General features: G+C 54.2%; 18 protein-coding genes. 5 read left to right on the top strand and 13 right to left on the bottom strand.

Features of this window, described 5'->3' with window-relative positions; all coding sequences use genetic code 11:
* Window positions 1-48: 48 nt before the first annotated feature.
* The 10 genes from AMM48_RS03195 to AMM48_RS03150 form a co-directional block, all read right to left on the bottom strand.
* Window positions 49-396 (bottom strand): RidA family protein, encoded by a 348-nt coding sequence (locus AMM48_RS03195; protein WP_102782862.1) that lies wholly within the window; start codon window positions 394-396, stop codon window positions 49-51.
* A gap of 46 nt (window positions 397-442) precedes the next feature.
* The gene (locus AMM48_RS03190; RefSeq protein WP_102782861.1) at window positions 443-1,729 is read right to left on the bottom strand and encodes an ArgE/DapE family deacylase; all 1,287 of its coding nucleotides are present in this window, start codon (window positions 1,727-1,729) and stop codon (window positions 443-445) included.
* A 31-nt stretch (window positions 1,730-1,760) separates the two neighbouring features.
* A complete protein-coding gene (locus tag AMM48_RS03185) occupies window positions 1,761-2,906 on the bottom strand; it encodes an FAD-binding oxidoreductase (protein WP_102782860.1) in 1,146 nt (381 codons plus the stop codon).
* 17 nt (window positions 2,907-2,923) lie between these two features.
* Window positions 2,924-3,976 carry a histone deacetylase family protein gene (locus AMM48_RS03180; protein ID WP_102782859.1) on the bottom strand — a complete coding sequence of 351 codons (1,053 nt, stop codon included), beginning with the start codon at window positions 3,974-3,976 and terminating at the stop codon, window positions 2,924-2,926.
* A gap of 84 nt (window positions 3,977-4,060) precedes the next feature.
* Window positions 4,061-4,990, bottom strand: a complete 930-nt coding sequence (locus AMM48_RS03175) for a 3-keto-5-aminohexanoate cleavage protein (RefSeq protein ID WP_102782858.1) — start codon at window positions 4,988-4,990, stop codon at window positions 4,061-4,063.
* Complete coding sequence (locus AMM48_RS03170) at window positions 4,987-6,363, bottom strand: aspartate aminotransferase family protein (protein ID WP_102782857.1); 1,377 nt, start codon at window positions 6,361-6,363, stop codon at window positions 4,987-4,989. Before AMM48_RS03170 ends, AMM48_RS03175 begins: the two co-directional genes overlap by 4 nt.
* A gap of 51 nt (window positions 6,364-6,414) precedes the next feature.
* Window positions 6,415-7,512 (bottom strand): ABC transporter ATP-binding protein, encoded by a 1,098-nt coding sequence (locus AMM48_RS03165; protein ID WP_102782856.1) that lies wholly within the window; start codon window positions 7,510-7,512, stop codon window positions 6,415-6,417.
* Window positions 7,513-7,618: 106 nt separating this feature from the next.
* On the bottom strand, window positions 7,619-8,773 hold the full coding sequence (locus AMM48_RS03160) for an extracellular solute-binding protein (RefSeq protein WP_102782855.1): 1,155 nt from the start codon (window positions 8,771-8,773) through the stop codon (window positions 7,619-7,621).
* A gap of 111 nt (window positions 8,774-8,884) precedes the next feature.
* A complete protein-coding gene (locus AMM48_RS03155) occupies window positions 8,885-9,721 on the bottom strand; it encodes an ABC transporter permease (RefSeq protein ID WP_244271102.1) in 837 nt (278 codons plus the stop codon).
* A gap of 11 nt (window positions 9,722-9,732) precedes the next feature.
* Window positions 9,733-10,605, bottom strand: a complete 873-nt coding sequence (locus tag AMM48_RS03150) for an ABC transporter permease (RefSeq protein ID WP_101300725.1) — start codon at window positions 10,603-10,605, stop codon at window positions 9,733-9,735.
* Window positions 10,606-10,768: 163 nt separating this feature from the next.
* On the opposite strand from AMM48_RS03150, the gene AMM48_RS03145 reads away from it, so the two are divergent.
* A complete protein-coding gene (locus tag AMM48_RS03145) occupies window positions 10,769-11,713 on the top strand; it encodes a LysR family transcriptional regulator (RefSeq protein WP_240626345.1) in 945 nt (314 codons plus the stop codon).
* A 78-nt stretch (window positions 11,714-11,791) separates the two neighbouring features.
* Window positions 11,792-12,043, top strand: coding sequence for a molybdopterin converting factor subunit 1 (moaD, locus tag AMM48_RS03140; protein ID WP_102782854.1), 252 nt, complete (start codon window positions 11,792-11,794; stop codon window positions 12,041-12,043).
* 73 nt (window positions 12,044-12,116) lie between these two features.
* Here moaD and choV read toward each other — a convergent pair whose 3' ends face one another.
* From choV to AMM48_RS03125, 3 genes are all read right to left on the bottom strand, one after another.
* Window positions 12,117-13,313, bottom strand: a complete 1,197-nt coding sequence (gene choV / locus AMM48_RS03135) for a choline ABC transporter ATP-binding protein (protein ID WP_102782853.1) — start codon at window positions 13,311-13,313, stop codon at window positions 12,117-12,119.
* Between the two features lie 2 nt (window positions 13,314-13,315).
* Entirely contained in the window at window positions 13,316-14,164 is an 849-nt protein-coding gene (choW, locus tag AMM48_RS03130) for a choline ABC transporter permease subunit (protein ID WP_102782852.1), read from the bottom strand.
* A 127-nt stretch (window positions 14,165-14,291) separates the two neighbouring features.
* Window positions 14,292-15,251 (bottom strand): choline ABC transporter substrate-binding protein, encoded by a 960-nt coding sequence (locus tag AMM48_RS03125; RefSeq protein WP_102782851.1) that lies wholly within the window; start codon window positions 15,249-15,251, stop codon window positions 14,292-14,294.
* Between the two features lie 376 nt (window positions 15,252-15,627).
* On the opposite strand from AMM48_RS03125, the gene betI reads away from it, so the two are divergent.
* The 3 genes from betI (at window position 15,628) to betA (ending at window position 19,484) form a co-directional block, all read left to right on the top strand.
* Window positions 15,628-16,218, top strand: a complete 591-nt coding sequence (gene betI / locus AMM48_RS03120; protein ID WP_022732443.1) for a transcriptional regulator BetI — start codon at window positions 15,628-15,630, stop codon at window positions 16,216-16,218.
* 62 nt (window positions 16,219-16,280) lie between these two features.
* Complete coding sequence (gene betB / locus AMM48_RS03115; RefSeq protein ID WP_102782850.1) at window positions 16,281-17,738, top strand: betaine-aldehyde dehydrogenase; 1,458 nt, start codon at window positions 16,281-16,283, stop codon at window positions 17,736-17,738.
* Window positions 17,739-17,798: 60 nt separating this feature from the next.
* Window positions 17,799-19,484 (top strand): choline dehydrogenase, encoded by a 1,686-nt coding sequence (gene betA, locus AMM48_RS03110; RefSeq protein WP_102782849.1) that lies wholly within the window; start codon window positions 17,799-17,801, stop codon window positions 19,482-19,484.
* Window positions 19,485-19,564: the final 80 nt, after the last annotated feature.

Raw genomic sequence — 19,564 nt, 5'->3', positions numbered from 1 at the left:
GCCCGGTAGATTAATCTGACCGGGCGTTTCTTTTTGGCGTGTCAAAGATTACGGCTTTGCCGCAATAATCATGAATTCGACCAGAAAATCAGGGGTGGCAAGTTTGGCTTCGCCACAGGCACGGCCCGGGGTGTGACCCTGCGGAACCCATGCATCCCAAACTGCGTTCATGGCGGCGAAATCTTTCATGTCTGCCAGCCAGATGGTGGTCGACAGGATGTTTTCTTTGCTCGAACCGCATTCGGCCAGAAGGGCATCAACCTTTGCCAGACATTCTTTGGTCTGGTTGGTGATGTCACTTTTGGCGTCGCCAACTTGACCGGCAAGATAGATGGTGTTGCCATGGACAACGGCCTGGCTCATGCGTGGGCCGGTGTGAAAACGTTGAATGGTCATGAAACTCTCCTTGTGGGGTTTAGTATATATTATTCAATAATACGAATTAGCTAGCACGCTTTTGCACGCCGCACCAGTCGGCAATGAACAGGGCAAGAACCTCGGTGACTTCCATCATCGATGCGATTGAAACACGTTCATCAATGCCATGAATGCGTTCGGCTTTTGGGCCATAGCAGGTTGCCGGGATGTCGCCATAAATCTGGAAAAACCGGGCATCGGTTGTCGCGGTCGAGGCATAATTTTTGATCGCGCATCCGGTGACTTCCTGATGGATGTCGCCCATCATCGTCATCATCGGATGATTGACATCCATCTCGCATCCTTCGGCCTGAAACCCGCGATAGGTGATGTCAAACGACGCACCCTTGCACGCCGGGTGATTGTCAATCGCACTTTGTTTGACCGCCTCAATCGTTTCGCGGACTTTTTCAAGTTCCATGCCGGGGTAAAACCCGACACGAATATCAGCAGTGCATACCGGCGGCACGGTTGATGCCCATTCGCCGCCGTCAATTTTACCAAGATTAAAGTTCACCGGGTGAACATGCGCGCCATAGGTGGCATGACGGTGGGTTGGATGGTTCCAGATTTCTTCGACTTCTTTAAGAACTTCAAAAAAGCCAAAGACGGCTTCAATCGCGTTGCTGCCCGCCGAGGTATCAAGAACATGCGCCGGGCTACCCGACACATGAAGTTGAAACCACATCACGCCAAGCTGGGCGGTCATAAGGGTTTGGTTGAACGGTTCGGGAATGATCGCGCAATCGGCCTTGTACCCGGCATGAAGACAGGCCAGCGCGCCGTTGCCCGTGCATTCTTCCTCAATAACCGATTGTAAAATCACCGGTGCTGCGGGTTCCAGCCCGATATCGTGAAGGGCGCGAAGCGCGTGGCAATAGGCAATGATCCCGGCCTTCATATCCCCGGCACCGCGCCCATAAAGCCAGTCACCCTCGACATAAGGATCAAACGGGCCGCGCCGCCATTTGCTTGCGGGGCCGGTTGGCACAACATCCATATGGCCATTAAGGATCAGGCTGCACCCGGTTGGGTTTTGAGGGCGGTGCAGGCCAATGACGTTCTCGCGTCCGTCATAATCATCAATCACCGGCGGGGAAAAGCCCGGTTGATCGCGCAGCGCGTCGATATCAATTGCAACCCGTTCGACATCAAGGCCCATGTCGGAAAACTGATCGGCAATCCAGCCTTGTGCGGAGGCTTCGTTGCCGAGCAAGCTGTCATGACGCACCAGCGCACACAGGTCATCGACCGCCTGCGTCGTGCTATTTGATACGGCCTTGCGCAAGTTGTTGCGGTCAAAGCGGGTCATTGATGTGTCTCCGTTCAGGCGGTGCAGCCGGTTATTTCCCGGTCACCAGCGACGGGCGGGTTGCCGAGAGCGCATCCTCGGTAATGCCAAGCTTTTGCATATGGGCCGGGATGCCGTCGCCACAGATCAGGCTGGCGGCATATTCCCCCATGGCCGGTGCGGTTTGAATGCCATATCCGCCCTGACCGGCCAGCCAATAGAAACTGCCATCAGCCGGATCAAATGCTGAAACCGGGTCGCCATCTGCAAAGAAGCTGCGCAACCCGGCCCAGCTTTCGCCGGGACGGCGGACTTCGATGCTGGTTGCGGTCATCAGCCGGTCAATCGTGATCGCGATATCGAGTTCTTCGGGCTGAACATCATGGGGTTCGGTCGGGGTGGTATCGGCGGGGGAGACCAGCAACCGTCCGGCGTCTTCCTTGAAATACAGGCTTTCATCAAGGCTGGCGACCAGTGGCCAGCCATGGGCATTCACATCCGATGGCAAATCCACCATTACGGCTGTGCGGCGTTTGGGCGTAATGCCAAGCGGGTTGACACCGGCCTTGGTGGCGATGTCATCGACCCATGCGCCTGCGGCATTAACGATGATATCACCGCTGTGGGTTTGCCCATTGCCAAGGGTTACCTGCCATGTGCCATCGGTTTTAGTGATCGCACTGACATCGGCCTTGGTGATCAACGTTCCGCCCAGTGATTTGAACTGGCGGATAAAGCCCCAATGAAGTGCGTGAACATCAATGTCCATGGCATCAGTTTCATGGGCCGCACTGGCAATCAGATCGGTATTGATCACCGGGATGATTTCTTTGAGCTCGGCCGGGGTCAGGGAAACAAAATTTGCCCCGTTTGCGCGGCCTTCGGTCAGGATTTCGTCAAGTTTGGCTTCTTCGCCGGGGGCGGCGGTCATGATGATGCCGCGCGGGGTCAGGATCGGGTGGTCGGTAAACCCGTCGGGCGGAGTGATGAAGAAATCCCGACTTGCAGTCGACATCTTGCGAATGATTTTGGGGCCATAGGTTTCGCTATACAGGGCCGCAGACCGGCCGGTGCTGTGATACCCGGGCTGGTCTTCGCGTTCCAAAACCGTGACGGACTTTCCGGCCTTTGCCAGAAAGAATGCCGCAGACATACCGGCGATACCGCCGCCAATAATCAGGATGTCGGAATGGGTCATTTGGGGCCTTCTGATGTCTAAGCGTTTTTTGGGGCGTTTTTGTCGTTGGTGGTGCGAAACGCGCTGATGAATTGATACAGGTTTTCTGCCAGCGTGTTACTGACATAACCCCCTTCCTGCACTAGCACGGTTGGGCACTTAAGGGTGCCAATTTTTTCACCGATTTTGGCAAATCCGTCCGGGCTGACGGTCAGGCCGCCAAACGGATCATCGCGCGATGCATCAAGTCCAAGGGCGATGACAACCGCACCAGGATTGAAATCATCCATCACCGCCAATGCCCGGTCAAGTGCGCTGAGAAAGGCCGCATCACCGCTGCCAAGGGGCAGGGGATCGTTATGGTTAAAGCCAACCCCGGCACCTTCGCCACGTTCCTGCGCATGGCCCCAGAAAAATGGATAAAAATCACTGGGGTCGGCATGGATCGAAAGCGTCATGACATCATCACGGTCATAGAAAATATGCTGCGTGCCATTGCCATGATGCAGATCGACATCAAGGATCGCCACCCGGTTATATTTGGCGCGCAATTCCTGTGCGGCAATCGCACTGTTGTTGAGATAACAGAACCCACCGGCGATGTTGGAACTGGCGTGATGGCCGGGCGGACGACACAGCGCATAGGCGGTGTTGGCGCCGTCATCACGGACATGGCGCGTGGCGGCAATGGCGGTTTGCGCACTGGCATAGGCCGAATACCATGTGGTTTCCGATACCGGACAGGACGTATCGCCCAGATGGAAGCCTGCCTTGCCGACATGGTGACGCGGATAGGGACCATTGCGATCAAAGGGATGAATATTGGGGATCACCAGTTCCGATCCACCGGCAGCCTGCCATTGCAGGTAGATGGTTTGAAGGAATGTCAGGTAATTGGCATCGTGAATGGCGGCAATCGGGTCCATCCCGAAATCACGGGGCGCATGCAGCGAGAGCCCAAGGCGCGATACCGCCCCGCTCAGGATTTCGGCGCGTTCGGGGACTTCGGGGATCGGTTTGCGTTCACCGGCAACAATGAATGTTTTGCCGTGATGGCGTAACTGATCGTCTGAGAAATAGGCATGCATCATAGCTGCCGCCTTTCACGTTAAGCGTGGTCGTAACGGGTGATGGCGTCTTTGTTTCTTGGCGCTGGTCGCGCGATGGTGTTTTGGCTAAAAGGCAACCTTATCGCCGCCTTTCAGCCCAAGTTGAGCACGGGCATCATTGGGGGTTGCGATTTCAAGCGATAATCCGTCAAGAACCTCGCGGATTTTACGGACTTGGGATGCGTTATCGGGGGCCAGTTCACCCTTGCGCAGATAGAGGTTGTCTTCCAGCCCGACCCGCACGTTTCCGCCCATGTCGGCGGCCATGCTGGCAAGCGGCATCTGATGGCGGCCCGCGCCTAAAACCGAAAACTGGTATTGGTCGCCAAACAGCTTGTCGGCGGTACGTTTAAGATGGGCGAGGTTATCCGGGTCGGCACCAATGCCGCCCAGAATGCCCATTACAAACTGGATGAAAAGCGGGCCTTTGATCAGGCCGCGGTCAACAAAATGAGCCAGCGTATAAAGGTGCCCGACGTCGTAACATTCAAATTCAAACCGCGTGCCATTGGCATCCCCCAGATCGGCGAGAATGGTTTCGATGTCGGCAAAGGTGTTTTTGAAAACAAAGTCGCGGCTGTTTTCAAGGAATTCTGGTTCCCAGTCATGTTGCCAGTCACGATCCACCACAAGGGCGGGAAATAATCCAAAATTCATGGTTCCCATATTCAGCGATGCCATTTCGGGGGCGGCAATGCTGGCGGCGCGAATGCGGTCCTTGACCGTCATGGTCATGCCGCCGCCGGTTGATATGTTGATCACCGCATCTGTTTCGGCCTTGATCTTGGGCAGGAATTCTAAAAACAGATCGGGGTCGGGGCTGGGAAATCCGGTTTTGGGATCACGCGCATGCAGATGCAGGATCGATGCCCCGGCATTGGCGGCATCAATCGCCTGTTTGGCAATGTCATCGGGGGTGATGGGCAAATGCGGGCTCATGGATGGGGTATGAACCGATCCCGTAATCGCACAGGTAATGATGACTTTGCGGCTCATGAGAAGGCTCCGGCAAGGGCAAGTTCGTCCTGAAGGTCGCTAAGGGCGGCGCGCAGCGGACCCAGAATGTCGGCAAACTGATCCGGGGTGATCGACATCGGCGGGCAGATCATCACATGATCGCCACGATACCCGCCGCGTGTGCGGCGCCAGTAAATGATCAGGCCCATGTCATAGGCGATATCGACCAAACGGGCGGCTGCCGTATGTTTGGGATCAAGTGGTTCCATGGTGCTGCGGTTTTTAACCAACTCAATGGCGAGCAACAAACCAAGGCCGCGCACATCACCGATCATGGTGAAGTCATCGGCAAGTTTACCAAGTTCGGCCTTTAACGCAGCCCCACTGGTTGCGGCATTTTCAAGAAGTCCGTCCTCATCAATGACATCGAGAACCGCATTGCCCGCCGCACAGGCAAGCGGATTTCCGGCATAGGTATAACCATGAATGAACCCGCCGTGATCCAGCACCGGTCCGACAATGCGGTCGGGCGCAATCATCGCGCCAAGTGGGGCGTATCCTGCGGCCAATCCTTTGGACACGGCAAGGATATCGGGCGTGATGCCCCAATGTTCGGCGGCGAAATATTTGCCGGTACGACCGGCACCGGTCATGACCTCGTCATAGATCAGAAGGATGCCGTAGTGATCGCAAATTTCACGAATGCGGTGATAATAACTGTCGGGTGCAACCAGTGCCCCGGTCGCCGCCCCGCCAACCGGTTCCATGATGAAGCCAAGGACGGTTTCGGGACCCTGTTTTAGGATTTCAGCCTCAAGCATGTTGGCATATTTGATGCCGCGTTCATGGTCGGTCAGATCATCGCGATCCAGATAACAGGTCGGGGCGGGGATTTTCGGTTGATCAACCATCATCGGTGCAAAGGGCGCATGCATTGGCGTATAGCCGGTCAGGGCCAGCGCGCCCAGTGTTGCGCCGTGATAGCTTGGAAACCGTGAAATAACCTTGGTGCGTTGGGCATCACCCTTCGCCAATGCATATTGGCGGGCAAGCTTGATGCAGCTTTCGACTGCCTCGGACCCACCAGACACAAAGAAGACCCGTTCCAGATCACCCGGTGCGCGTTCAGCCAAACGCCACGCAAGGTTTTCCGCCGCATCATTTTCAAAATGCAGGCGATAGGCAAAACTGGCTTTTTCAAGCTGTGCATTCATCGCGGCGATCACGCGCGGGTCGCTATGGCCGATATTGCTGACCATGGCGCCGCTGGATGCATCGATATAGCGTTTGCCATCGACGTCCCACATATAGACGCCTTTTGCACGGTCAATCAGCGGACGGCGCGACCGGCTTTGGTAAAACAGGCGGGATTCCCGGTTGTGACCGACCGGGGCTTTGTCGGTATGCGTCATTTTTGGTGGCTCTCCTGATCCGGTCAGATTGGCAAGTCGATCTTGGTGAAATCAATCCTGGTGACCGGGCAACAACACACAATTACGAGCAGCGATATGCATAAAGATATCGGCACCTTCCTGATGGGGGCGGGCATCTATCGGATTTATGACCTGCCAGTCGCGGCCATTGGCTTCGACAAAATATCGGGCCTGTTGACCGAGATAATCGACCGTCTTGATCTTGCCGGGAATGGAAATAACGCCGTCACCCGATCCGTCCTGTTCGGACAGACCAATTTTTTCCGCTCGAATGACCGCACGGACGTCTTTGGAGCCATTGGCCTTGGCCGTTTGTTCATCGGTGGTCAAAAGTGTTTCGCCCGATTGCAAGTTTACATTGGTAAAGGCCGCATCGGGACCGCCAAGGGCACCGGCAATGATATTTGAATGGCCAAGGAAGTCGGCAACAAAGGCCGACGCCGGATTGTTATAGACGTCTTGGGGCGCGCCTTCCTGTTCGACAAAGCCATTGTTCATCACAACAAGTTTGTCAGACATCGCCAATGCCTCGGACTGGTCATGGGTGACGAATACCGTGGCAATACCCAGTTCGCGCTGAATGCGTTTAAGCTCGACGCGCATTTCTTCGCGGAGATTGGCATCAAGGGCCGATAGCGGTTCATCAAGCAGCAAAACATCGGGTTCGATCACAATCGCACGGGCCAGTGCAATACGCTGCTGCTGCCCGCCGGAAAGCTGATTGGGATAGCGTTCGGCAACATTGGGCAATTGTACCAGATCAAGGGCCCGATTGACCTTGTCGCGGATGTCAGACTTGCTGATTTTGCGGTATTTCAGGCCAAAGGCAATATTGTCGAAAATCGATTTATGGGGGAACAGGGCATAGTTCTGAAACACAAGGCCCAGATTGCGCTTGTGGATCGGCAGGCTGTTGACCCGCTTACCCCGGATCAGTAAATCGCCCTCGGTGATGTCGGTCAAACCGGCAATCATGCGCAATGTCGTGGTTTTTCCACAGCCCGACGGACCCAGAAACGTGACGAAACTGTTGTCTGGTACGGTCAGGTCAATGCGTTTGACGGCAGTAAATTCGCCGTAGCGTTTGACGACATTTTGCAGTTCAACGGCGTTTTCGGTGTCTGCCATTGTTATATACCCTGTCAGAAATAAGCCGCACCTTGAAAAAGGCGGCGAAGGTGTCCTGGCCGGTTGTGCAATGGCCAGGACACCGGTTCACGTAAGCAGGAACGGCTTAGTAGCCGCGCTGCACACGGGAGAAGGTTTTCGACCAGTCAGCTTCGTTTTCGTTCCAATACGCCGGATCGAAGAAGCTGAGTGATGAAAGCGTTCCGGACGGATCGAATGCTGGCAAGGTCGGGATGATCTTGCCAAGTTCGACTTTGTTCGGATCAAGGGCAGGCGGATAGCTTTGACCTTCGGCAACCGCAATCGCGACTTCGGGTTCAAGCATGAAGTTCAGAAGCTCTTCACAGGCGGCCATCGGGCTTCCGCGCAGGACAAAGATGCATTCCTGCCACCCCAGGCCACCAGCCGGATCATGATAGCCGATGTCATGGCCCTGATCCTGAAGTGCCTTGATACGGCCAGACCAGCCTTCGGTGACATAGATTTCTTCTTCGGCCAGAAGGCTCATCAATTCCGCCCCTGAACTCCAATACTTAAGAGCCAGATCACGGTGCGAACGGATCATGTCCCAAACCGCATCAATGTCCTTGATGTTGTTCGGATCCTGATCGGACTGAAGTGCGCCGTACCAGATACGGGTTTTCCATTCGCCCCAGCCGCCGATTTTGCCTTTGTAGGCTTCATCGACCATCAGTTTTGCACCTTTGGCCTTGGCTTCTTCATCGCTGATGTATTTGCGGTTATAGGCAATGCCGGTGGTGCCATAATCATATGGTACAGCCGACAGTGTGCCGCCGGTGATTTTGCGCAGCGGCTCAATCAGGCTGGGGATGACGTTTTTCAGGTTTGGAATGTTGTCTTCGTTCAGTTCCGACGTCAGTTCCAGACCATGATAACGGGCATAGTCAAACACACCGGAAAGATGGGCGAGGTTAAACTCACCCGGCTGACCGGCTTTGACACCTGCGATATATTCATCCGCACCGCCAAAGGTGCCCGAGACAACGTCGATGCCGGTTTTTTCGGTATAGGGCGCGAAGGCATATTTTTCAAACGCCTCGGACACAACGCCGCCCCAACCGTCAAAGCGGACCTGTTCAGGTGTGGCTGCATGTGCCTTGCGGGCCAGCATGCCCATCGGGCCACCCGTGACACCGGCAACAACACCGGCAGCACCAAGGGCGGTCAGGAAAGTACGGCGGCTGATGTCACCGTCGCGATAGCGATTAAGCAGGCGTTCGTAACGTTTGGTATCGTCCATTTAGGCCTCCTGATAAGGAATTATCCGTTAATCGGTTATGTTCTTGGTCGTTGTTATTGTATTGGTCTTGTTGTTGGTTTTGGCGGTTTCCCGCGATATTCAAGGTCCGTATTAGGCAGTTTGTTCAGAGCGGTTACTTGCACGATTGCTAGCGCGTATTTTGCGCATTGAAAGAACGCGTGATACCGATGCCGCCACCAGTGGCAGCGCAATGGTAAAGATCACCATCACAGCGCCCAGCGCGTTGATTTCCGGGCTGATGGAATTGCGCAGCATGGCGAAAATCTGGGTCGGGACGGTTTCAACCCCACCGGGTTTCCAGAACAGCGTGCCGGTGATGTCATCAAAAGAAATCGTGAATGAAAACAACATCCCAGCCAGCACCGCCGGGAGCATCAAGGGCAGGGTGATTTCAAAGAATGTCTGGATCGGTGTGGCGCCAAGGCTCATGGCGGCTTCTTCGACGTCGCGACGGATGGAGACAAGCCGGGCCTGAACCACCAGCACAACAAACGGTAGGGTAAAGACCACATGCCCCATCAAAAGAAGGCCAAAGCTTTTGGGCATGGACAGGAACTGCAAGAACAGCAGCAATGCCACGGCCAGAACGACTTCCGGGATCAGGATCGGGGCAACCAACAGGGTCGAAATGGTCCGTTTTCCCGGAAAATCGTATCTGACCATGGCAAGGGCGGCGAGGGTGCCCAATGTGGTCGAAATCGCACTGGTCAAAAGCCCCAGCAAGAGTGAAGTTTTAAACGCCCGCACAATGGCGTCATTGTTCCAAAGCGCATCAAACCAGCGCAACGAGAATCCCTCGATCGGAAAGCCGCCAAACTGATTGGCGTTAAACGCCAGCAGGATCACAACCGCGACCGGGGCAAACAAGAACAGATAGACAAGGATCGTGGCAATTCGGATCAGGGACCAGCCAGACATGATTTTCATCTTCTTGCCCCTTACTTGAAACTCTTGGCGATTTGATCGACGCCAAGATAACGGGTGTAGATGACGACCAGCACACCCAGAAGGGCCAGCAGGACGAGTGAAAGTGCCGATCCAAGCGGCCAGTTGAGCTGGGTAACGATGGCCTCAAACACCAGGTTGGCAAACATCGCATCGCGCGGTCCGCCCAGAACAATCGGGGTGATATAGGTGCCCGCTGCCAGCACAAAGCACAAAAGCGATCCGGCAGCGAGGCCTGGCATTGAAAGTGGCAGGGTGACTTCGCGAAATGCCTGCCATCCCGTGCAGCCAAGACTTTGGGCGGCTTCGGTCAGGTTTTTATCAATGCCATCAAGGCTGACATAGACATTGAGGATCATGAACGGCAGCAGATAATGGACCAGACCCAATACAACGGTCGTCTGGTTATAAAGCATCTGTATCGGTTCATCGATGATGCCAATCGACAGAAACAGCGTGTTAAGCGCGCCCGATGTGCCCAGAATATTGATCCATGACATGGTGCGGATGATGTAGCTGATCCAGAATGGCAGCATCAGCATCAAAAGCAAAAATGCCTTGGACTTCATCGGTGTATTGGCAACGAAATAGGCCGGGATATAGCCAACAAACGCACAAATTACCGTAGTGTAAAAGGCGATGGCAAAGGTCTGAAACAGGATATCGCGGTAAAACCGGTCGCCCAGCACTTCAATCCAGTTATCAAGATAAAAGCCAACCTGATCCGCCCCGGTCGCGGTGCGCAACCAGAACGAATACACGACGATAAACAGCATCGGGATGATCAGAAGCAACCCGACTGTTGCCAGCGATGGTGATAACAGCACCCACGGGGCTCTGCGCTCCCCGGCGATATCTGCGGCCATTTATGCCTCCCGTTATATGCTCCGGCTGTGCCGTGCGAATTTATTTGGCCGTGATTAAATGGTGAAGCTATTCCACCCCAGACTTGCATATAGCGCAAATAGATAAGTAGAATAGATCCCATAGCCAATGGCTATGGGGGCAAAGGAATGGGGAGAAACGGGTATGAATGAACTGCTGCGCCGCCAGTTTGACTGGAACCTTTTGCATACCTTTACCGTGATTGTCGAAGAACGTTCGATCACCGGGGCGGCCAATCGGCTGTTGTTGCGCCAACCCAGTGTCAGCAACGCGTTGAAGCGGCTTGAAGACCAGATTGGTGCGCGACTGATTGACCGGGAACGCGGCCGGTTTGAGGTCACCGAACAGGGATTGGCACTCTATCATGAGTGCCGGGAAATCTGCGGCGCTATTGGGCGACTGTCTGATGTGATGTCAGACAGCGGCAATCAATTGACCGGGCATTTGCATCTTTGGTTGGCCAGTCATGTGGTGTTTCCACCACTTGATGATGCGTTGTTCGAGTTTAACCGATCCCATCCGGAAGTGACCTATGAGATCAATGTCGCAACATCGGGCCATGTGATTGATCAGGTCCTGTCCCAGCAGGCCAGCTTTGGCATCTGTCTGGTTCGCGAACAGCATCCCCGATTGGAATATCGCCGGCTTTACCGCGAACATTTTGGGTTTTTCTGTGGGCCAACGCATCACTTGTTTGGCCGAAAGGACCTCAAACTCGCCGATTTAAAAAGCGAGGCCTTTGTGTCCTTCTCCACCGATCAGCTTTCCGATGCGCTGGCACCCGTCGCCGTATTGCGCGCGCAGGAAGGGATGAAAGGCAAGGTTGTCGCGGTCAGTCCGCATCTCGAAGAAGTCCGGCGCTTGATCAATGCCGGGCTTGGCATCGGCCCGCTTCCGATCCACGTTGTGCAGAATGCCACGGAACGCGGGCAGCTTTGGCGGTTGCCGCCCTATGACGCGCCGCCCGCAATTGACATTTACCTTGTCACCAACCCGCGCATGTCGCAAAGCCGTGCTGAACGGTTCTTCATCGACAATCTAACGGCACGGTTGGAAAACGCGCCTGAGGGGTATTTTGTGTATCCATAATCACGGGATCAGGACTTGCGCGATGACACTGATTGCGTAAGCATGTCTATCATTGAATGCCAACCATCAGGATTGAATATGAAGCTGGTCTATTTTTCCTGGGTCAAAGACCGTATCGGCATGGCCGAAGAAACCGTTGAGCTGCCTGAAGATGTGAAAACCGTTGCCGATCTTTTGGTATGGCTGCCCGGTCGTGGGGCGAACTTCGCCGATGCACTGGCCGAACCTGCCATCATTCGAGTTGCGGTTGATCAGGAATATGCAACACCGCAAACCGATGTGACCAAGGCATCGGAAATTGCCCTGTTTCCGCCGGTAACAGGCGGATAGGCTGTATTTGAATTCCTCATACAAAAATGGCGGCACATGATTGAGCCGCCATTTTTAATGTGATGATTTGAAATCAGTCTGGTGCAGATGCGGTCTGTGTCAGACTGTCAAAGAATTCCCGACGGCCCAAGGTGCCCGATATCTTGCCCTCACGGGTCAGGATGACCGGGTTCTGGGTGATCGATCGCATTTCAATCAGGACTTTAAGCAGCACATCATCAGGTGCGACAAAGATCACCGAGTTATCGGTGGCATCAAGATCGACGGGCAGGGTGCCATCATATGTGATCAGCTTGAGCTGCCCGCTTTCAGCCGTGCTGGCGGCCTGAACCACCCCATCATCAAGCGTGATGCGAAGATCTTCATCGTCAATTGTGATGTCACCGGTTGCGTCGCGTTGATCCTTGGTCACGCGATGCATGATTGCGCGACCGCGCAGGATATTGACCGGGTTCATATGTGCAACAAAGTCGGCAACATAACCATTGGCCGGACGAAGCGCGATGTCTTCGGGCGTGCCATGCTGAACGACATAGCCGCCTTCCATGATCGCAATGGAATTGCCAAGTTTCATGGCTTCATCAAGGTCATGGCTGACAAACAGGATGGTTTTGTTCAGCTTTTCCTGAAGATCAAGCAATTCGTCCTGCAAACGGTTGCGGATCAGCGGATCAAGGGCCGAAAACGGCTCATCCATCAAAAGGATCGGCGCGTCGGTGGCAAATGCACGGGCAAGGCCAACACGCTGCTGCATACCGCCCGACAGTTCATGGGCATATTTATCCGCCCATTGATCCAAACCGACAAGAGCCAGCTTTTCATCAACGATGTCGCGGCGTTCCTTGGGGGCAAGGCCGCGGAGCTCAAGCCCGAAACCGACATTCTCGGCAACGGTCCGCCACGGCAGAAGGCCAAATTGCTGAAACACCATGGCAACACACTCACGGCGCAATTTGCGCAAGGTCGGGCCATCGCACTTTGTGACGTCGACCGACCAGTCGCCATCATATACCCGTAGCGACCCGCGTGAGACTTTGTTCAACCCGTTCACACAGCGCAAAAGCGATGATTTACCAGACCCTGACAGGCCCATCAAAACGCAAATCTCGCCCTGTGGGACATTGAAGCTGACATCGGCAACGCCAAGGACATTGTTTGTCACCTTGGCAATTTCTGCGCGTGTTTTGCCGTCATCGAGCAGTTTTAGCGATTCTGCCTGACGGTTGCCGAAGATCACGTCGATATTATCAAATTCAACAGCATTGCTCATGATCACTGCCCCGATGTTTCGTTGTTATCACGACGGCAGATGCGGTCCAGCACAATGGCAAGGATCACAATCGCAAGACCGGCTTCGAACCCTTGGGCAATGTTCACGGTGTTCAATGCACGCACAACCGGTTTGCCAAGGCCATCTGCCCCGACAAGGGCAGCAATCACCACCATAGAAAGCGACAACATGATGCACTGGGTCAGACCGGCCATGATCGATGGCATGGCGGACGGCAGTTCGACCTTAAACAGCAACTGGCGCGGCGTGCAGCCAAAGCTTTCGCCCGCTTCAAGCAATGCCTTTGGCGTACTTGAAATGCCAAGGTGTGTCAGGCGGATCGGGGCGGCAATGGCAAAGATAACGGTTGAAATCAGTCCCGGTACAACGCCCAGACCAAACAGGATCAGGGTCGGGATCAGATAGACAAAGGTCGGGATCGTCTGCATCAGATCAAGAACCGGCCGCATGGCTTGATACAGCCATGGGCGGTGGGCGGATGCCACACCCAGCGGCACCCCGATAACCATGCAAAACAGCGACGCATAGATCACAAGCGCCAGTGTTTCCATGGTTTCTTCCCAATAGCCAAGATTGACAATCAACAGCAGGGAAAGAACGGTAAAGGCCGTCAGTTTCCAGGATCTATGCAGTGCTGCCGCAAGCACGCCAAACCCGGCAATAATCAAAAGCGGTGGGAGCCACAGCAGAAAATCGATGGTGTTTTCAATAATGAATTCAAGAACATCCGAGATGGTATAGAAAACGAAATCGGCATGTTCGTTCAGCGCATCCATCAAAGACGAAATCCACTGTCCCAGCGGAATTTTGGTTTCCGTGAGCCATTCCATGGGAATATTTCCGTTTGTTTTTAAAATCAGTTAAATGCACGATACGCCCACGCAAAGGTCCGAATTATCGGGTGCGGGGCGTATCGGCAGGATCATAAAACCGGACGTTGCCGGTTAGATGCGAAGCTTACAGGCCAAGATCGTTTTTAAGGGCGGCCTTTGCATCGCCACCGTCAAAGGTGGTGACACCATCAAGCCATGCATATGCCGCGTCCGGGTTGGCTTTAAGCCAAGTGGAGGCTGCTTCGGCCGGGTCGGTGCCATCATTTAGGATCGCATCCATGATTTCGTTTTCCATGGCGAGGCTGAATTTCAGGTTGGTAACGAATTTACCGGCATTCTGACATTCATCTGTGTAGCCGGCTCGCAGGTTGGTATGAACCGTGGCACCGCCAAAGTTCGGACCAAACACGTCGTCGCCACCATCAAGATAGGCCATGTCGTATTTCGCGTTCATCGGGTGCGGTTCCCAACCCAGGAAGACGATGAACTGATCACGCGATGATTTACGCTTAACTTCCGACAGCATGCCCTGTTCAGAAGATTCAACCAGTTCAAAACCGCTGAGACCGAACTGATCGCCATCGATCATGTCTTGGATCAGGCGGTTGCCATCGTTGCCCGGTTCAATGCCATAAATCTCGCCATCAAGTTTGTCTTTGAACTTGGCGATATCAGCGAAATCTTTCAGGCCTGCGTCATAGGCGTTCTTGGAAACCGCAAGGGTGTATTTCGCCCCTTCAAGGTTTGCACCGGCGCTAACAACCGTTCCTTTGTCAAGGTACGGCTTGATGTCAGCGGCCATGGTTGGCATCCAGTTGCCAAGGAATACGTCAACGTCGCCATTTGCAAGGCTGGTGTAGGTGACAGGAACCGACAGAAGTTCGGTTTCGGTGTTATAGCCCAATGCGTCGAGAATAACCGATGCGGTTGCCGTGGTTGCGGTGATGTCGGTCCAGCCAACATCAGAGAACGTCACGGTTTTGCAGGCTTCGCTATCAGCAGCCTTGGCACTTGCCGCACCAAAAAGTGCACCGGCAATAATAGTGCTGCCAAGAAGACGGCCGAAAGTGGAAAGATTGGTCATGTTTCTGGTTCTCCCTTGTGTAAACCTAATGTTACTGCGGACCGCAAACGGCGGTCTGCAGAAGCTCTCGGTTCCGGAGGCCAGACGAACATCAACGCAATATCGTTGTCGCTAACACTCGCCCAGAGCCGTACGAAAAGGTTCCCCCGAACCTGTCCGTATGGACCGGAATAATCACAAAAACAGCCGCAAAGCCGCGCAGCAAAGGAAGCACCCTTGATCATTGCGCCGCAAATATCGGCGTGTTTTATTGATTGATTGTTCAATTAAAATACAGCATATTCCCGATACGTCAATTGAGAAGGGTTAAAAAGTACGCTGCATGACGTTGCGGCGGTTTCAAGCCCTTCAGATCGCTTTGAATTGGATTGCTTGAATGCCCAAAGTTGGTATGCAGCCTGTACGCCGCAGGCAGTTGATCGACGCAACGATTGAAACCATTCACCGCCATGGGTTTGCCGATACGACGATTTCGCGTATCGCAAGTGCGGCGGGGATGTCATCGGGCATTATTTCGCATTATTTCGGTGGCAAGAACGCGTTGCTCGAAGCAACCATGCGTTTTCTGATGCAGGAATTGCGCAACGATTACCTTATGCGTCTGGACCGCGCCAAAACGCCGGTTGATCGGCTCGAAGCGATTGTAAACACCAACTTTAATGAAGAACAATTCACCCCGCAGGTGACTGTGGCGTGGTTATCCTTCTGGGCGCAGGTGCCGTTTTCAAAGGCGTTGCACCGGATCAACAGCATCTATTTTCAGCGACTGGCATCCAATTTACGCCACGAGCTGCGCCAGCTGACAACAGATCAGCGGGCAGACGAAATTTCGGCCGCAATGGCGGCCATGATTGATGGCATCTGGGTACGTTCGGGGCTTTCGTCCGGGCGCGCAGATGTCGGGGCCGCGCGTGTGATGGTGCTGGGTACCATGCATCTCTATTTGGCCAATTCGCCGGCGCGCTGAGCCGAACAGACACACCAAGATTACGGTCGCCCGGTTAGGATGCGGCCCGCAGGAGTTTTGACATGAGCCTTTACCAGATACAGAATTTCATCAACGGCAAGAAAACCAACGGTTCTGGCGCGGAAATGACCACGCTGAACCCCGCGACCAATACTGTTCTTGCCAAGGGCAATGAAAGTACAGCCGCCGATGTTGATGCGGCGGTAAAGGCCGCACGGGCCGGATTTGAAATCTGGAAAGCGACACCTGCCGCTCAGCGTGCGCGTGTGTTGTTCAAGGCCGCCCAGATTTTGCGCGATCACAACGATGAACTGGCACTGGTTGAAACCCGCGACACGGGCCGCGCCATTCAGGAAACCGAAATTGTCGATGTGGTTTCCGGTGTCGAGTGCCTGGAATATTTCGCTGGTGTCGCCGGGAGCCTTGCCGGTGAGCATATCGACCTTGGGGCGAACTTTGCCTATACCCGCCGCGAAGCGGTTGGCGTTTGTGCCGCGATTGGCGCATGGAACTATCCGATCCAGATCGCCTGCTGGAAAGCTGCCCCGGCCTTGGCGTGCGGGAATGCGGTTGTTTACAAACCATCCGAAGTCACTCCGCTGTCGGCGATTGCGGTGGCCGAGGCATTACAGGAAGCAGGTCTTCCAGATGGTGTTTACAATGTCGTGCAGGGTGCGCGTGAATGTGGTGCTTCGCTGGTTGAGCATCCCGGCGTGGATAAAGTATCGCTGACCGGGTCGGCGGCAACCGGGGCCAAGGTGGCATCTGTTGCGGCGGGCGGTATGAAGGCCGTGACCATGGAGCTTGGCGGCAAATCACCGATGATCGTGTTTGAAGATGCCGATCTTGATAATGCGGTGTCGGGTGCGCAGATGGCGAACTTCTATTCATCGGGGCAGATCTGTTCAAACGGGACGCGGGTTTTTGTCCATGAAAGTGTCGCCGATGCCTTCATCGAAAAACTGATCGCGCGCAGCAAGGATCTTGTGCTGGGCGATCCGGAAAAGCCCGATACACAGGTCGGCCCGATTGTGACCAAAACCCAGTATGACCAGATCATGTCGTTCATCGAAACCGGCAAGAAAGAGGGCGCGAAATGCGTTCTGGGTGGCCATGCGGTTTCAGACGGCATGCCAGAAGGCGGTCTGTTTGTTGCCCCGACGGTTTTTGCCGGATGTACTGATGACATGACCATCGTGCGTGAAGAAATCTTTGGTCCCGTAATGTCGGTTCTGACATTCACTGATGAAGACGAAGCCATCAAGCGCGCCAACGATACGCCATATGGCTTGGCCGCAGGCGTCTTTACCAAGGATTTGTCGCGCGGACATCGTGTTGTATCGCGCCTTGAAGCAGGGACCTGCTGGATCAACACCTATAACATTACCCCAATTGAAATGCCGTTTGGTGGGGTGAAGAAATCGGGTGTGGGTCGTGAAAATGGCCGTGCGGCGATTGAACATTATACCCGCATTAAATCGGTTTATGTCGAAACCGGCGATGTAGAGGCGCCGTACTGATTGGCTTTTACCAATCAGACAATGGCTGCGCGCAACGCTTGAAAGATAAAGGGATCAAACATGTCGACCCCGACCAAGACTGAAAAATATGATTACGTAATTGTCGGTTCCGGCTCCGCCGGGGCTGTTTTGGCCAACCGGTTATCTGAAGACCATGATGTTAAGGTTCTGGTCCTTGAAGCCGGCCCCGTCGATCATTGGTGGGATTGGCGCATTCATATGCCAACTGCTTTGTCTTATCCGATGCAGTCGGAAACCTATAACTGGGCCTATTGGACCACACCGCAAGCCAATCTGAACAACCGCCGCATGGAAACGCCGCGTGGGCGGGTTTCGGGCGGTTCAAGTTCGATCAATGGGATGGCCTATGTCCGTGGTCACGCGCTTGATTACAATCGCTGGGCCGAAGAAGACGCCGCACTTAAGGAATGGGATTATGCGCGGTGCTTGCCCTATTTCCGCAAGGCCGATACCCGTAATGAAAATACCGGTGGCGATGAATATCACGGCGGGGATGGTCCGCTACATGTGACCACCGGGGCGTGCCAAAATGATCTTCACAAGGCATGGATGAAGGCAGGTGTTGAGGCCGGATATACCCATACTGACGATCAGAACGGCTATCGCCAGGAGGGGCTTGGGACCATGGATATGACGGTCTATAAAGGCCGTCGCTGGTCCACCGCACAGGCGTATCTTCACCCGGCTGCCAAGCGTGATAACGTCACAGTTTACAATAAGGCATTCGCGCAGCGCGTTGTTTTTGAAGGTAAACGTGCGATTGGTGTTGAGTTCATCCATGAAGGCGAAACAAAGCGTGCGGTGGTTGAGCGTGAAGTCATCCTGTCGGCGGGATCAATCAATTCGCCCAAACTTTTGATGTTGTCGGGCATTGGTCCAGCGGCTCATTTGCGCGAACATGGCATTGATGTTGTCGCCGATCTTCCCGGTGTTGGTGAAAACCTTCAGGATCATCTTGAGCTTTATGTTCAAATGGAATGCACCAAACCGGTCAGCCTGAACAGCAAGCTTGATTGGTGGAGCAAACTTAAGATCGGTCTGGAATGGTATCTGTTTAAAACCGGGCTTGGTGCGACTAACCATTTCGAGGCGGGTGGTTTCATTCGATCCAAAGCAGGCGTCAAGCATCCGGACTTGCAGTATCACTTCATGCCAGCGGCGATTAACTACAATGGGTCGAAGGCCGCCGAAGGTGATGGTTTTCAGGCCCACATTGGTCCGATGCGATCGAAATCACGCGGCACGGTGCGACTGGCATCAGCCGATCCCAAAGACCGTCCGATCATTGATCCAAATTATATGAGCCATCCCGAAGACTGGGAAGAAATGCGCGCATCGGTGCGCCTGACCCGTGAGATATTTGGTCAGGAAGCCTTTGCCGATTTACGCGGGCGTGAAATTGCTCCTGGCAAGGATATCCAGACAGATGCGGAAATTGATGCATGGGTCGCCGATCACGCCGAAAGTGCCTATCACCCGTCATGTTCATGCAAGATGGGCAGTGATGACATGTCCGTGGTTGATGCGCAAACCCGTGTGTATGGCGTCGAAGGCCTGCGCGTGGTCGATAGTTCAATCATGCCAACGATTGCCACAGGTAATCTGAATGCGCCGACCATTATGATTGGCGAAAAGGCGGCTGATATCATTCGCGGGCGTGATCCGCTGGCACCATCGAATGCGCCGTATTTCGTGCATCCTGAATGGGAAACCAAACAGCGTTAAAATGCTGCGAGGGACGCTATTTGCTCTTAAAATCCCCGGTCGATTGGCCGGGGATTTTTTGTTTGGGTGATTGCATTCGC

The sequence above is a fragment of the Thalassospira sp. GB04J01 genome (assembly GCF_000751115.1).
GTDB lineage: Bacteria > Pseudomonadota > Alphaproteobacteria > Rhodospirillales > Thalassospiraceae > Thalassospira > Thalassospira lucentensis.
Note: the sequence above shows the minus strand (reverse complement) of the source record. Positions and strands in the feature narration are given on the sequence as shown.